Origin of the sequence: Limobrevibacterium gyesilva (assembly GCF_025989185.1) — a bacterium.
Classification (GTDB): domain Bacteria; phylum Pseudomonadota; class Alphaproteobacteria; order Acetobacterales; family Acetobacteraceae; genus Limobrevibacterium; species Limobrevibacterium gyesilva.
Genome location: NZ_JAPDNT010000005.1, coordinates 81940 through 95409, shown reverse-complemented (window position 1 = coordinate 95409; position 13470 = coordinate 81940). Strand labels below are relative to the sequence as shown.

Below are 13470 nucleotides of genomic sequence, written 5' to 3'. Positions count from 1 at the left end.
TGCTTGAGGGAAAGGTGAATCCGGTCTAGCCCCGGCGTGCTAGACGAGTACCAGGCCCTCGTCGGTGAGGCCGGCGGCGCCGCCGGCCTGCAGGTTGCCGCCATGCTCGGCGCCCAGGATCATTTCGTTGTGCGCGGCGCCGCTGGGGATCATCGGGAAGCAGTTCTCCGTCTGGTCCACGCAGATATCGGCGATCACCGGACGATCGAGCGCGATCATCTCGCGGATGACGTCGTCGAGCTGATCGACGCTGGTGGCGCGCAGCCCGACGCCGTGGAAGCTGTCGGCCAGCTTCACGAAGTCCGGCAGGGCGGCGGTGTAGCTTTCGGAATAGCGGGAGCCGTGCAGCAGCTCCTGCCACTGGCGAACCATGCCCATGTATTGGTTGTTAAGGATGAACACCTTCACCGGCAGGCGATACTGGGCGAGCGTGGACATCTCCTGGATGTTCATCAGGATGCTCGCCTCGCCGGCGATGTCGATGACCAGCGCGTCCGGGTGCGCGACCTGCACGCCCATCGCAGACGGCAGGCCGTAGCCCATCGTGCCGAGGCCGCCGCTGGTCATCCAGTGGTTGGGATGGTCGAAACGGAAATACTGCGCCGCCCACATCTGGTGCTGGCCGACCTCGGTGGAGATGAAGATCTCGCGGCCGAGGTCGCGGGTGATGTCGTACAGCCGCTGGATCGCGTATTGCGGCTTGATGATCGCGCCCTTGGTCATGTCCTGGGTGAAGCGCAGGCACTGGATGGCGCGCCATCCGTCGATCTGCTTCCACCACGCGGCGATCGCGGGGCGGTCTACCGGGGTGGGATCGGCGTCCCAGGCCGCCAGCAGCGCCTGCAGCGCACGGCCGGCATCGGCGACGATCGGCACCTCCACCGGCACGTTCTTGTTGATGCTGGACGGGTCGATGTCGATATGGATCTTGTGCGAGCCGGGGCTGAAGGCGTTCAGCCGCCCGGTCACGCGGTCGTCGAAGCGGGCGCCCACGTTCAGCATGACGTCGCAGCCATGCATGGTGAGGTTGGCTTCATACGTGCCGTGCATGCCCAGCATGCCCAGGAACTGCGGGTCGTTGGCCGGATAGGCGCCCAGGCCCATCAACGTGCTGGTGCAGGGGAAGCCGGTCTTGCGCACGAACGCGGCCAGCGCGGCGCTGGCGGCGGTTCCGGCGTTGATCACGCCGCCGCCGGTGTAGATCACCGGACGCTTGGCGGATTTCAGCAAGGCCACCGCCTTGGCAATCTGGCCGGCATCCGGCTCGGTCTGCGGGCGGTAGCTGCGATGCGCGGCGGACGGCGGCGCCTGGTACGGCGCCTTGCCGATCAGGATGTCCTTCGGCAGGTCGATCACGACCGGGCCGGGGCGGCCGCTGCGGGCGACGTAGAACGCCTCGTGCACCACGCGGGCCAGGTCCTCGGACTTCTTCACCAGATAGTTGTGCTTGGTGGCCGGGCGGGTGATGCCGGTGGTGTCGGCTTCCTGGAAGGCGTCGTTGCCGATCAGGTGCGTGGGCACCTGGCCGGTGAGGCAGACCACGGGGATGCTGTCCATCAGCGCGTCCACGAGGCCGGTGACGGCGTTGGTGGCGCCGGGGCCGCTGGTCACCAGCACCACGCCGACCCGGCCGGTGCTGCGGGCGTAGCCTTCCGCCGCGTGCACGGCGGCCTGCTCGTGGCGGACGAGGATGTGGCGGATGGCGTTCTGCTGGAAGATCGCGTCGTAGATCGGCAGGACCGCGCCGCCGGGGTAGCCGAAGATGACCTCGACGCCCTGGTCCTTCAGCGCGCGCAGAAGGACTTCGGCGCCGGCCTGCAGCTCGGTGTCGCCGATCGGGGTTTGGGCGGTCCCGGAGGACATCTTTGTCTCGGTCATGATCGCATCACCTAATCCGCCACGTTGCACTGCGTCAACCCACCACTTGAATAAAAGAGAACAAATCAGCCTTTTGGCTTTCCGAAAATTGCTTTAGGCCCGCAATTCGCGCATGGATCGTATGCGTGCGAGCCGGATCTGCGAGGCGGCGGTGGCGGAACCAGGTGGCCTGGCGCTTGGTGTACTGGCCGGTCGCCAGCTCGGCCCGGCGCGCTGCCTCGGCCAGGGTGATCTCGCCACGCAGATGGGCGGCCAGTTCGGGCACGCCATGCGCGCGCATGGCCGGCAGCGCGGGATCAAGCTTCAGGGCGAGCAGGCTGCGCACCTCGTCCAGCGCGCCGTCGACCAGCATGGCGGAGAAGCGCCCGGCGATGGCCGCCCGCAGCGCGTCGCGGGGCGGGTCGAGCAGGATGGCGGAGAAGCGCCAGGGCGCGGGCTGCGTCGCCTGCGCCTGCCAGGCGGCGAGGCCGCGGCCGGTGCCGCGCCACACTTCCCAGGCGCGGGCCACGCGCTGGCTGTCGCTGGGGCGCAACCGCGCCGCGGTGGCCTGGTCGACCTTGGCCAGCGAGGCGTGCAGGCCCTTCGGCCCGAATTCGGCGAGCAGCCAGCGCGCCTCGGCGCGGGCGGCGTCGCCGGGATCCGGGATCGCCGCGATGCCGTCGATCAGGGCCGCGAAATACATGCCGGTGCCGCCGCACAGGATCGGCAGCCGGCCGGCGGCTTCGGCGGCAGCCATCTCCCGCAACGCCTCGCCGCGCCACCAGGCGGCGCTGCCCGGCTCGGCCGCCGGCCGCACGCCGTAGAGGACATGCGGCACGCGCGCCTCCTCCGCCGCCGACGGACGCGCGGTGATCACGCGGAGCTCGCGGTAGACCTGCATGGAATCCGTGTTGATGACGGTGCCGCCCAGGCGTTCGGCCACGTCCAGCGCGAGCGCCGACTTGCCGCTGCAGGTCGGCCCCGCGATGATCAGCGCGTGCGGCAGCTCAGCCATATCTTGCCCCTCGCCGCCGATCGCCGCATACGGCCCGCATGAGCCATGTCCTCACCCTGGTCGTCGACCGCACCGCCACCACCCTTTCCGACGCCATCATTGCGCGCGTTCGCGACGCCATCCAGGGCGGGGCGCCGGATGTCCTCTCCCCGGGCGAGGCCGCCGACATCCCCTGCCCCGCCCTACCCGATCCGGCGCAGGTGGAAGCGGCGCTGGACGGCGCCCCCGTGGACGCCATCACGACCAGGACCCGTGGCCGGCGCAAGGGCCTGCTGGTGGCGGACATGGACAGCACCATCGTCACCACGGAAACGCTGGACGAGATCGCCGCCTATGCGGGCCTGAAAGACGCCATCGCCGCGATCACCCGCATGAGCATGAACGGCGAGATCGACTTCGCCGAGGCGCTGCGCCAGCGCGTCGCCATGCTCAAGGGCCTGACCCTGGATGCGCTGGAGAAGACCTGGGCGCGCACCGAGCTGATGCCCGGCGCTCGGGAACTGGTGGCGACCATGCGCGCGCACAACGCCACCACGGCGCTGGTCTCCGGCGGGTTCACCTTCTTCACCGGGCGCGTGGCCGAGCTGGTGGGCTTCGACGTCCATCGCGCCAACACGCTGCTGGACGATGGCGCGGCGCTGACCGGCGAAGTGGGCGAGCCGATCCTGGATCGCGACGCCAAGCTTGCGACCCTGCGCGAGCTGGCGGCCGCCCGGAACCTGAAGCTGTCGGCCACACTGGCGGTGGGCGACGGCGCCAACGACCTGGCGATGCTGCGCGAGGCCGGCCTCGGCGTGGCCTTCCGTGCCAAGCCCATCGTCGCCGCCGAGGCCCGGGCCCAGGTTCGCCACAGCACGTTGCGCGCCCTGCTGTTCGCCCAAGGCTACCATAGCAGCGACATCCTCCCGGGGTGACGTTCGCGTCAGCGCCGCCGTGACCGGAATCGGGGCCGCCGCAAGGCATTGCAGGGTCGTGATCGCGTCGCCCGTCATTTGGTGGCACAACCTTGCGTGCGTCACGGGGCGCGCCTTCTGGATCGAATAGCGTTCCGATGGCAGCATATGAATGCGTGGCACGTATCGGTCCAACACGCGACGGGCCGCGGCAGCCGCGGCGGAATCACGCCTGCCTGCCGGAGCATGCAGGCCGGCGAGCAATGGGAGCGAACACATGACTGCAACGATTTCGCGACGCAAGGCGCTGGCCGCCATCGTGGTGCCAGCCGCGGCCATCGCCGTGGGCCTTCCGACGAGCGGCGCGGCGGCGGCGGATCCGGTGCGCGTCAGCTCCAAGCTCGATACCGAAGGCGGCCTGCTCGGCCACATGATCCGCCTCATGCTCGAGAGCAACGGTATCCCGACGGTGAACAAGATTCAGCTCGGCAACACCCGGATCGTGCGCGGGGCGATCATGGCCGGCGAGATCGACATCTATCCGGAGTACACCGGCAACGGGGCGTTCTTCTTCCACATGGATGCCGATCCGGTGTGGAAGAACGCGGCGGACGGCTATGAGCGCATCAAGAAGCTGGATCTGGACGCCAACAAGATCGTCTGGCTGCAGGCCGCGCCGGCCAACAACACCTGGGGCATCGCGGTGCGCAAGGACGTGGCCAGCGCGAACAAGCTGGCCACGATGGAAGATTTCGCGCGCTGGGCACGCGACGGCGGCAAGGTGAAGATCGCCGCCTCCGCCGAGTTCGTGGAGAGCCAGGCGGCCCTGCCGGCGTTCCAGTCCATCTACGACTTCAAGCTTGGGCCGGACCAGACGCTGGTGCTGGTGGGCGGCGACACGGCGGCGACCATCCGCGCCGCCGCCGAGGGCACCTCCAACGTCAACACCGCCATGGTCTATGGCACCGATGGGGCCATCGCGGCCCTTGGCCTGGTCGTGATGGAAGACACCAAACACGCACAGATGGTCTACGAGCCGGCACCCACGGTGCGCGCGGCGGTATTGGCGCAGTATCCGGCGATCAAGGACGTGCTGGCGCCGGTGTTCCTGTCGCTGGACGCGCCCACCCTGCGTGGCCTGAACGCGAAGGTCGCGGTGGAGGGCGAGGACATCCAGAAAGTCGCCTCCGGCTATCTCAAGGCCAAGGGTTTCCTGAAGTGAGGCGCAAGACCGCACGGTGAGTCCGGTCGGCGCCACACCGGGCTGGAGCCATGTGCGGGCGATGCTGGTGGTCGTGGCCTGCCTGGTCGCCGCCACGCTGGGCTTCGTCTCGTACGCGCCCAACCGGCTGCTTTCCGGCGCGGCCATAGGGGTGGTGCCGGCGATGCGCCTGGCGGCATCACCGGGACCGGCGGCGGTGTTCGGGGTGACCGGGCTCGTGCTGCTCGCCTCGCCGTTCCTGCCGCGCCGGGCCGCCTGGGAGTGGGCAGTCATCCTGGCCGCGGGGGGCTGCGCGGCGGCGGTTCTGTGGCTGGCCGGAAGCTACGCCGAGGGCATGGCGGCGGAGGGGCCGGCTGTCGCGCGCACGTCGCTTGGCGCCGCTTGCTGGGTGCTGCTGGCCTGCACGCTGCTGCTGGCCGGCGATGCCGCGGCACGCCTGCGCCTCGGGCCGGCCGGGACATTGCTGGCCGCCGCCGCGATCGCCGGCCCGGCCACGGCCGTGATCGCGGCTGGCGCGGTTGACCAGCTGTCGCTGGCGAAGGAATACGCGAACCAGCGCGACATCTTCTTCGACGCGGTCGTGCGGCATGGCGAGATCGTCGTGGCGGCGCTGCTGCCCACGGTACTGGCCGGGATCCCGCTGGGGGTGGCGACGCATCGCCGCCGTGCGTTGCGGTCGGTGTTGTTTCCAGTGCTGAATATCATCCAGACCATTCCGTCGATCGCCCTGTTCGGCCTGCTGATGGCGCCGCTGTCCGGCCTCGCGGATGCCTTGCCGTGGCTCGCCGGCCTGGGCATCAGCGGCATCGGGATGGCGCCAGCGGTGGTGGCGCTGGTGCTGTATTCGCTGCTGCCGGTGGTGCGGAACACGGTGGCGGGCCTGGCGGGCGTGCCCGCCCCGGTGCGCGAGGCGGCACTTGGCATGGGCATGACGCCCGGGCAGGTGTTCTGGCGCATTGACGCGCCGCTGGCCTTGCCGGTGCTGCTGTCCGGCGTGCGCATCACCGCGGTGCAGGCGGTCGGCCTCGCCGCCGTCGCCGCCCTTATCGGCGCCGGCGGCCTGGGCGCCATCATGTTCCGGGGGCTGTTCGCCAATGCGCTCGACCTGGTCCTGCTCGGCGCCATCCCGGTCATTCTGCTGGCGGTTCTGGTGGACCTGCTGATGCGCCTGCTGATCGCGCTGACGACCCGGAGGGGTGCATGATCGAGTTGCAGGACCTCACCTGCCGGTTCGGCGATTTCACCGCGGTGGACGCCATCTCGCTGGCGGTCGACGAAGGCGCGTTCTGCGCCCTGATCGGCCCGTCGGGCTGCGGCAAGTCCACCACGTTGCGCATGATCAACCGTCTGGTGGAGCGCAGTGCCGGCACCATCCGTTTTGCCGGCGAGGACATCGAGCATTTCCGCCCCGAGGACCTGCGGCGGCGCATGGGCTATGTGATCCAGTCCGTGGGGCTGTTCCCGCATTGGACGGTGGAGCGCAACATCGCCACCGTGCCGGCATTGCTGGGCTGGCCGCCGGCGCGGATCCGTGCCCGCGTCGAGGAACTGCTCGCGCTGCTGCGCCTGGACGCTGCCCGGGTGCGCGACCAGTACCCCGATCAGCTCTCCGGCGGGCAGCAGCAGCGCGTGGGCGTGGCGCGGGCGCTGGCCGCGGACCCCGACGTGCTGCTGATGGACGAGCCGTTCGGCGCGCTGGACCCGGTGACCCGCGACGCGCTGCAGGATGAGTTGCTGCGCATCCACCGCGAGACCCGCAAGACCATCGTCTTCGTCACCCACGACATGGACGAGGCGCTGAAGCTGGCGACGACGATCGCGCTGATGAATCGCGGCCGGCTGGTGCAGGTCGGCACGCCGCTCGACATCCTGGCGCGGCCGGAGAGCGATTTCGTGCGCGACTTCGTGGGCCGCGAGGATCATGGGCTGAGGCTGCTGGCCGTGCAGCAGGTGGCGTCGCGGCTGCGCGCGGGCGCGACGGTGGAAGGCGCGCCGGTGCAGGAGACGATGTCGCTGCGGTCGGCCCTGTCCGAGATGATGACGCGCGGTTGCGACCGCCTGGCGGTGACGGATGCAGGCGGCCGCCCGGTCGGCGGGCTGTTCCTGGAAGACATGGTGCGCCGGCCCGCATGACGAGTCCGCGCCAGGCACTGCATCTGCCGGGGCCGTTGGCCTGGCTGGTCGTGGCCTTCATCGCCCTCACCTTGGGGATGCCGGCGCTGCGGCCGGTTTTCGCGGCGCTGTTCCCCTATCTCGACCGCCCTGTCTATGTGCAGGAAAGCTTCGTCTCGCTGGTGCTGGCGCATCTGGAACTGGTGGCGGTGTCCAGCGGCGCCGCTGTGGTGGTGGGGGTTCTCGCGGGCATCTTTGTCACCCGTCCGGCAGGGGCCGCGTTCCGCGGCGTGCTCGATACCGTGGTCGCTATGGGCCAGACATTTCCGCCGGTCGCGGTGCTGGCGCTGGCGGTGCCCGCGCTCGGCTTCGGCGAGCCGCCCGCGCTGATCGCGCTGTTCCTGTACGGGCTGCTGCCGGTGATGCAGAACACCATCGTCGGGCTGGCGGACGTGCCCGAGGCGGCGCGCGAGGCGGCGGCGGGGCTGGGCATGCGCCGGATGCAGGTGTTGTGGCAGGTGGAACTGCCGCTGGCCGCGGGGGTGATCCTGGCGGGCATCCGGACATCGGTGATCATCAATCTCGGCACCGCGGCGATCGCGTCCACCGTCGGGTCGAAGACGCTGGGCTCGCCGATCATCCTCGGGCTCAGCGGCGGCAATACCGCGTATGTGCTGCAGGGGGCGATCCTGCTGGGCCTGCTGGCGGTCATTCTGGATCTCGGCTTCGCCCGGCTGGCGCGGGCGCTGCCCCGGCGGCCGTCGTAAGGCCGAACCGCTGCCGCAGCGCCTGCGCCACGTCCGCCGCCACCGTATGCCATTCGCCCTGTGCGCGCTGGCGGAACAGCCTGATTGTCGGGTACCAGGGACTGTCCGTGCGGTCGAGCAGCCAGCGCCAGTCCGGGGCGCGGGGCAGCATCACCCAGGCCGGCCGGCCCATGGCACCGGCGAGATGCACCACCGACGTGTCGACCGAGACGAGCAGGTCGAGGTTGTCGAGGATGGCCATGCTGTCTTCGAAGTCCTGGATCTCGGCGCCGACATGCACGAGCGGGGCGCGGGCGAAGAAGCTGCCCGCCTGGCGCGCCGCCGGGCCCTTCTGCAGCGATACCAGCGCGATGCCTGGCAGCGCCGCGACCGGTGCGAAGGCAGCGAGGCTGGCGCTGCGGTTGCGGTCGTTGGTGTGCGTGGGCCGCCCGGCCCAGACGATGCCGATGCGCCGGAAGCCGGGCGGGATCAGCCGGCCCAGCCGGTCGGCCCAGGCCTCGGCACGCGCCGGGTCGGCGCGAAGATAAGGGACCGGCGCCAGGATGCTGTCCACGCGCGTGCCATGCAGCCGCGGCAGGCCGGAGAGCGGACAGAAGGCCGCATAAGGCGGGCAATCCTCCCAGCGCCGGACCTGGCGGATGCCGGGGCCCAGTTGCGAGATCAGGGGCGCCATCTCGGCGCCGCAGGCGATCGCGAGATCGGAACAGCGTTCCCGCGCCCAGGGGATGTAGCGGCTGAACTGGATCACGTCGCCGAAGCCCTGGTCGGCGATCAGCAGCAGGGTCCGGCCGGCGAGCGGCGCGCCGTCCCATTGCGGCCTGTCCGTCGGCGGCATCAGCGACGGCGCGCCGGCGATGCGGAAGCGCCATTCGTATTCCTCCCAGCCTTCCGCCATCTCGCCGCGCAGCAGCAGTGCCTCGGCGAGTTCGAAATGCGCGCCGGGCAGCGCCGGGTCGAGCGCCAGGGCGCGGCGGGCGGCGGCGATGCAGGCGTCGATCTCCAGCCGTTCGTAGCGGATGACCGCGAGGTTGTGCAGGCAGACGGGATCGTGGGGCGCCATGGCGGTCGCCTGCAACGCCGCCGCCAGCGCGTCGTCGGGACGGCCGAGGGTGCGGTAGAGCTCGCAGATGTTGCGTAGGTAGAGGGCCGTGTTGCCGCCATGCACGATCGCGCGCTCCATCAAGGCGAGCGCGTCGGCATGGCGGCCGAGGCGGAAGGCCACGACACCGGCGAGATGCAGCGTTTCCGGCTCGTTGGGGGCGACGGCGAGGATATGCCCCAGCAGGCGGTCCGCCTCATCCAGCCTGCCGGCCTGCTCGGCCGCGACGGCGAGCGCGAACAGCTCGCCGAACGGCACCGCGATCGGCGTCGCGGCATGGAGTATCGGCGGCGGCTCGCTGCCGAGCGGCATCACTCACCCGCCATCGCCGTCGATGCCGTAGCCGAGACGCTCGATCACCGGCTGCAGGATCGGGATGACGGGCGCGAGATGCTTGAGATAGTGGCGGTAACGGAAGCGTGAGCGGTCATAGAGCTTCTCGGTCACCTGGGCGTAGCTGGCGGTGCGGGCGTAGCGGCGGTTCTCGTGGAAGCTGAGGCAACCCGGCTCGAATTCCGCGCCGATGAAGGCAAGCAGCGTGCGGACGCTGCCTTCCTGGTCGTCGATCATGTCCTCGTAGCGGATCGGCAGATAGCGCAGCGCCATCTCGGCGCGGTAGTGCTGCACCAGCTCCATCACGCGCAGGTAATGCGTCGCCGCCGTTTCCAGCGCGTAGGCGCAGTAGAAGCCGTGCGTGAAATGGTTCGACATCGCCGAGACCATGATGTCGAGCGGGTGGCGGACCACATGGATCAGGGGCGCCTGCGGGAAGATCAGGGCGATCAGGCCGAGATGCATCTCGTTCAGCGGCATCTTGTCGGTGAACCAGTCGGCCCCCGGCGAAAAGACGCCCATCTGGCGGACCTTCTGCAGGTAGTGATCGCGCAGATTGTCGAGCCCGTCGCGCTGATCGCCCATCCACAGCTCGGACAGCGCCTCGGGATAGTTCAGCGGACTGCCGAGCATGCGCGGCATCAGGTTGGCGATGTCGTTGATCAGGGGCAGCTCGTCGCCGGCGCAGATGCGGGAATGCGCCGACACTGTCTGTTCCACCAGCGTGGTACCGGAGCGTGGGAAGCCGAGGATGAAGACGGGCTGCGGTACGTCCGTGCGCACCGTGGCGCGCGGCAGGAGACGCAGACGCCCGGCGGTGAAGAAGCCGCGCAGCCGGTCGATCAGCTGGCCGGCCTGCTGGTCGAGATACTGGTTGCCGCTGAGCGCCCGCGCCAGGCGCTTGCCCTCGGTGAAAGCGGCGAAGGCGTCTTCGAAATGGCCCATCTGGTCGAGCAGCCGGCCTTTCTCCAGCAACTCGTCCGGGCCGAGCATTCCGTTCTGGCTGCGCGCGGCCATGGCGTCGAGCACCGCCAATGCCTCGGGATATCGGCGCATGCGGCCCAGCAGGACCGCGCGGGAAATCCGCACGCCGGCGTCGTCGGGGAACAGCCGCTCCATGCGGTCGAGCACGTCGGATGCGGCGGTGAAATCGCGGTCGGCTTCCTCCAGCCGCGCCCAGCCCAGCAGCGTCTGGCGGATGGCGGGCGCGGCCGCGACCGACTCCTTGTAGAGCGCGCGGGCTTCCTGCATGCGCCCCTGGGTCTTGAGGTTCCAGGCCAGGTTGGCCAGGAGAATGGGGTCGCGGCCCTCGGACAGCTCCAGCACGCGGCGGTAGTGGTATTCGCCGACGGCGGGGCGTTGGGCCTCAGTGAGGATCATGCCCATCAGGTTGTGCGCCTGGCCGCTCTCGGGGGCGATGCGCACGGCGTTTCGGGCATGCAACTCGGCTTCCGCCAGGTCGCCCCGGGACAGCAGGATCAAAGCCAGTTCGTTGGTTGCCGCGAGATCGTTGGGATCGAGGGCGACGACGCGGCGGATGAGCGCTTCGGCGGCCCGGCTTTGGCCCTGCGCCTTGCGGATATCATAAAGCACCCGCAGCGCGCCGACGCGATCGGGGGCCGATTCCAGCACTTCGATGCACAGACGCTCGGCAGCGGCGATGGCGCCGGTATGGTAGGCCTGGATGGCGCGCTCGATCAGCGGCACCAGATGCCGCGTCGCATCGGGCGGCAGGAGTTTCGCTGCATCCATGCGGCAGCAGCTCGCCGGTCGCAGGCCGCTGCCGCAGGCACACAAGGCGGGCGCCGAATCGTTCATTCCTGCGCTCCTGTCCGCTGATCCGGACCGGGCATTGCGACCAGCGGCGGTGCCATGCATCGAGGTCGTGGCACCCGGCCGTGTGTGGTCATTCTGCAGCGCGCCGCGGCTCGCGGGCAATCCGCGTGTTCGTGCCCGGCCACAATCGAAAAATCGCCAGGACGCCCGGGATCAGATGCAGCTTGCGCCAGATGAACAGCCCCATGCCCAGGTTCCACACGACGAGTGCCGCCGTGGTGGCGATCGCGGCGCCGGTGACGCCGAGCAGGACGATCGCCACGGCACTGACCGCGACATTGCCGGCGGCGCACAGGATGAGAAGGATGGCGGCGCTGCGCTCGTGCCCCGTCATGGTCATGAGATAGAGCTGGGAGCCGGCGCCGGCGCCGATCACCTGGCCGATCAGAAGGATTCGCATAGCCGGCACACCGGCCTGGAAGGCGGCACCGAACCAGGCGAGGAGCGGATCCGCGAGCAGCCCGAGCGGCAGCGCGATGCAGGCCGCGGCAAGCAATGTCCATACCGACGTTCGCGTGATCACCGCCTGCAGCGCGGCGCGGTCGTTGCGGACAAACAGGTCCGACACGATGGGGGCGAACAGCGCGTTGACCGCCGTGCGCGGCAGCACGACCATGAAGGCGATGTTGAAGGCGAGCGCATAAATGCCGGCATCGCTGGTGTGCCGGAGCCAGCCGAGCATGACGGCGCCGGTGCGGTTCAACCCGGTTTCCGCCACCGCGAGCATCACCAGCGGCAGCGCGATCCGGCGCCAGGTCCCGGCGTCGTACGCCGGGACGATCGCGTGGATCGTGGCGGGCTTGCGGTGATGCGCGGCCAGGCTCACCAGCAGCAGGCCCATGACCGAGCTTGCCAGTGTCATCAGCATCGCCGACGCGGCATCGATGCGCCACCATCGTCCGAGGCTGGCGGCGCCGACGAGGATGAGCAGTACGCCGTCGCGAACGATGCGATCCGGCGCCAAGGCCGACACGACGCCGCCATAGGCCCGCACGACAGAAGAACGGATCCACAGCAGCGCCCAGACCGGCACGAGGACGAAGCCGATGATGAAGGTGCTGGTGAGCTCGCGTGGCAGGTCGCTGGGCCACAGCATCACGATGGCGGAACCGATGAGGACGACGCCGCACCCGACGGCGCCGGCTCGCCATTCCGCGTACCGGATCACCCCACGCAGCAGGGGCCAGGCATGCTGCGCCCGGTAAGCCGGCACCAGCCGCAGCAGCGAGACGTCGAAGCCGAGTGCGGCGAAGTAGGCGAGGATGGTCATCCAGGCGAACACGTATGCGTAGATGCCATAGGCATCGACGCCGACGATCCGCGCCAGCACGAGCTGCGCGCAATAGGTGAGCCCCGCGCCGGCGACATGGATCGCGAAGGCGGCCACGCTGCTGCGCGCGAGGCGGCCGGTGAGCGCGCCGCTTCCCGGTGCCACGCCGAGCACGCCGCCGCCGCTTGCCTGGCTTTCCATGCGCGTCATTCGCCCGGCGGGCAGCGGATTGCCGGACGCCGCAGGGCGCGCAGAGGGATCGGACCGATGGGCAAGCGTTCGGTGGCGTTCATATGACCTGCATCCCCTGTTCGGTGTCGGACATGGCCGTGATTTCTTGCTCGATCGCCTCGACGGCCGGGCCGAGAGACCGCGTGTCCGCACATTGGACGCGGGCGACATGGCGCCCCTGGAGCTGCAGCGCGGCGCACAGGTCTTCGACGATGGCCACGGATTCGAGATTCGTCTTCAGGTCGAGCTCGAACAGCCGCTCCATCCTGCCTTGATGCCGTTCCCGCTCCGCAAGCCGCTCGGTCAGGATGTCGATGGGGGCATCGAGACAGACCAGGAGATCCGACCTCGGGATCGCCTCCAGGGCGCGCATGACGGTCGCCCGGTCCGACGCGCGGCCGAGCAGGACCAGCGAGCAGACGGCCTGGACGAATCCCTGATCGAAAATGACGATGTGGTCGGACAGCGACGCGCGGTGCCAGGCATGCAGCAGACGCAGCAGGTATTGGCGCAGCCGGACGGACCAGAGGAAATCCCGCGGCGGCAGCAGGCGCATTAGATCCGCGGCGATCCCGGCCTCGTGCGCGTTGAACAGCAGGTGCCCTGCGGTCGAAAGCATCTCGAAGGCCGGCCGGATCAAGCGGCGCACCGCGGCCGTGGCATGATGCGCCGCGGGATCTGCTGCCGGCGCGCCGTTCGGCGGCGCGGCCTCGGCGGGCCGGTAGCTTTGGATCAGTTCCGCGGCGAGGCCGCGTGCCTGCAGGTGCGCGTTCAGTGCCATCGCGAAAGTGGTCTTGCCGACCCCAGGGGCGCCGAAGAGCTCGATGATCATGGT

At 69.7% G+C, this 13470-nt stretch carries 11 protein-coding genes; 5 read left to right on the top strand and 6 right to left on the bottom strand.

All coding sequences use genetic code 11. From position 1 onward, the window contains the following. Window positions 1-39 precede the first annotated feature (39 nt). The gene (locus OL599_RS09465; protein WP_264713607.1) at window positions 40-1863 is read right to left on the bottom strand and encodes an acetolactate synthase 3 large subunit; all 1824 of its coding nucleotides are present in this window, start codon (window positions 1861-1863) and stop codon (window positions 40-42) included. Window positions 1864-1912: 49 nt separating this feature from the next. Beyond that, window positions 1913-2872 carry a tRNA (adenosine(37)-N6)-dimethylallyltransferase MiaA gene (miaA, locus tag OL599_RS09460; RefSeq protein ID WP_264713463.1) on the bottom strand — a complete coding sequence of 320 codons (960 nt, stop codon included), beginning with the start codon at window positions 2870-2872 and terminating at the stop codon, window positions 1913-1915. 38 nt (window positions 2873-2910) lie between these two features. Between miaA and serB the strand changes: the two genes are divergently transcribed. The 5 genes from serB to OL599_RS09435 all read left to right on the top strand — a co-directional run bounded on the left by serB (window position 2911) and on the right by OL599_RS09435 (window position 7866). Further along, window positions 2911-3786: a phosphoserine phosphatase SerB gene (serB, locus tag OL599_RS09455; protein ID WP_264713462.1), complete on the top strand. Its 876-nt coding sequence runs from the start codon at window positions 2911-2913 to the stop codon at window positions 3784-3786. Window positions 3787-4042: 256 nt separating this feature from the next. After that, complete coding sequence (osmF, locus tag OL599_RS09450) at window positions 4043-4987, top strand: glycine betaine ABC transporter substrate-binding protein OsmF (protein ID WP_264713461.1); 945 nt, start codon at window positions 4043-4045, stop codon at window positions 4985-4987. A gap of 16 nt (window positions 4988-5003) precedes the next feature. Continuing rightward, window positions 5004-6191 carry an ABC transporter permease gene (locus OL599_RS09445; RefSeq protein ID WP_264713460.1) on the top strand — a complete coding sequence of 396 codons (1188 nt, stop codon included), beginning with the start codon at window positions 5004-5006 and terminating at the stop codon, window positions 6189-6191. Beyond that, entirely contained in the window at window positions 6188-7120 is a 933-nt protein-coding gene (locus tag OL599_RS09440) for an ABC transporter ATP-binding protein (RefSeq protein ID WP_264713459.1), read from the top strand. Before OL599_RS09445 ends, OL599_RS09440 begins: the two co-directional genes overlap by 4 nt. Continuing rightward, window positions 7117-7866, top strand: a complete 750-nt coding sequence (locus OL599_RS09435; RefSeq protein WP_264713458.1) for an ABC transporter permease — start codon at window positions 7117-7119, stop codon at window positions 7864-7866. The genes OL599_RS09440 and OL599_RS09435 overlap by 4 nt, the downstream gene beginning before the upstream one ends. Here the strand turns inward: OL599_RS09435 and OL599_RS09430 are convergent. The 4 genes from OL599_RS09430 to OL599_RS09415 all read right to left on the bottom strand — a co-directional run bounded on the left by OL599_RS09430 (window position 7808) and on the right by OL599_RS09415 (window position 13467). Beyond that, on the bottom strand, window positions 7808-9277 hold the full coding sequence (locus tag OL599_RS09430; RefSeq protein WP_264713457.1) for a tetratricopeptide repeat-containing glycosyltransferase family protein: 1470 nt from the start codon (window positions 9275-9277) through the stop codon (window positions 7808-7810). The genes OL599_RS09435 and OL599_RS09430 overlap by 59 nt on opposite strands. Window positions 9278-9280: 3 nt before the next feature. After that, window positions 9281-11116, bottom strand: coding sequence for a tetratricopeptide repeat-containing sulfotransferase family protein (locus OL599_RS09425; protein WP_264713456.1), 1836 nt, complete (start codon window positions 11114-11116; stop codon window positions 9281-9283). Between the two features lie 88 nt (window positions 11117-11204). Next, window positions 11205-12605 (bottom strand): oligosaccharide flippase family protein, encoded by a 1401-nt coding sequence (locus tag OL599_RS09420; RefSeq protein ID WP_264713455.1) that lies wholly within the window; start codon window positions 12603-12605, stop codon window positions 11205-11207. Window positions 12606-12693: 88 nt separating this feature from the next. After that, a complete protein-coding gene (locus tag OL599_RS09415; RefSeq protein WP_264713454.1) occupies window positions 12694-13467 on the bottom strand; it encodes an AAA family ATPase in 774 nt (257 codons plus the stop codon). Window positions 13468-13470 lie beyond the last annotated feature (3 nt).

Coding starts and splice junctions, on each gene's coding strand:
- osmF (WP_264713461.1), top strand. CDS start 4,043: ATGACTGCAACGATTTCGCGACGCAAGGCGCTGGCCGCCATCGTGGTG.
- OL599_RS09435 (WP_264713458.1), top strand. CDS start 7,117: ATGACGAGTCCGCGCCAGGCACTGCATCTGCCGGGGCCGTTGGCCTGG.
- serB (WP_264713462.1), top strand. CDS start 2,911: ATGAGCCATGTCCTCACCCTGGTCGTCGACCGCACCGCCACCACCCTT.
- OL599_RS09465 (WP_264713607.1), bottom strand. CDS start 1,863: ATGTCCTCCGGGACCGCCCAAACCCCGATCGGCGACACCGAGCTGCAG.
- miaA (WP_264713463.1), bottom strand. CDS start 2,872: ATGGCTGAGCTGCCGCACGCGCTGATCATCGCGGGGCCGACCTGCAGC.
- OL599_RS09440 (WP_264713459.1), top strand. CDS start 6,188: ATGATCGAGTTGCAGGACCTCACCTGCCGGTTCGGCGATTTCACCGCG.
- OL599_RS09425 (WP_264713456.1), bottom strand. CDS start 11,116: ATGAACGATTCGGCGCCCGCCTTGTGTGCCTGCGGCAGCGGCCTGCGA.
- OL599_RS09420 (WP_264713455.1), bottom strand. CDS start 12,605: ATGGAAAGCCAGGCAAGCGGCGGCGGCGTGCTCGGCGTGGCACCGGGA.
- OL599_RS09430 (WP_264713457.1), bottom strand. CDS start 9,277: ATGCCGCTCGGCAGCGAGCCGCCGCCGATACTCCATGCCGCGACGCCG.
- OL599_RS09415 (WP_264713454.1), bottom strand. CDS start 13,467: ATGATCATCGAGCTCTTCGGCGCCCCTGGGGTCGGCAAGACCACTTTC.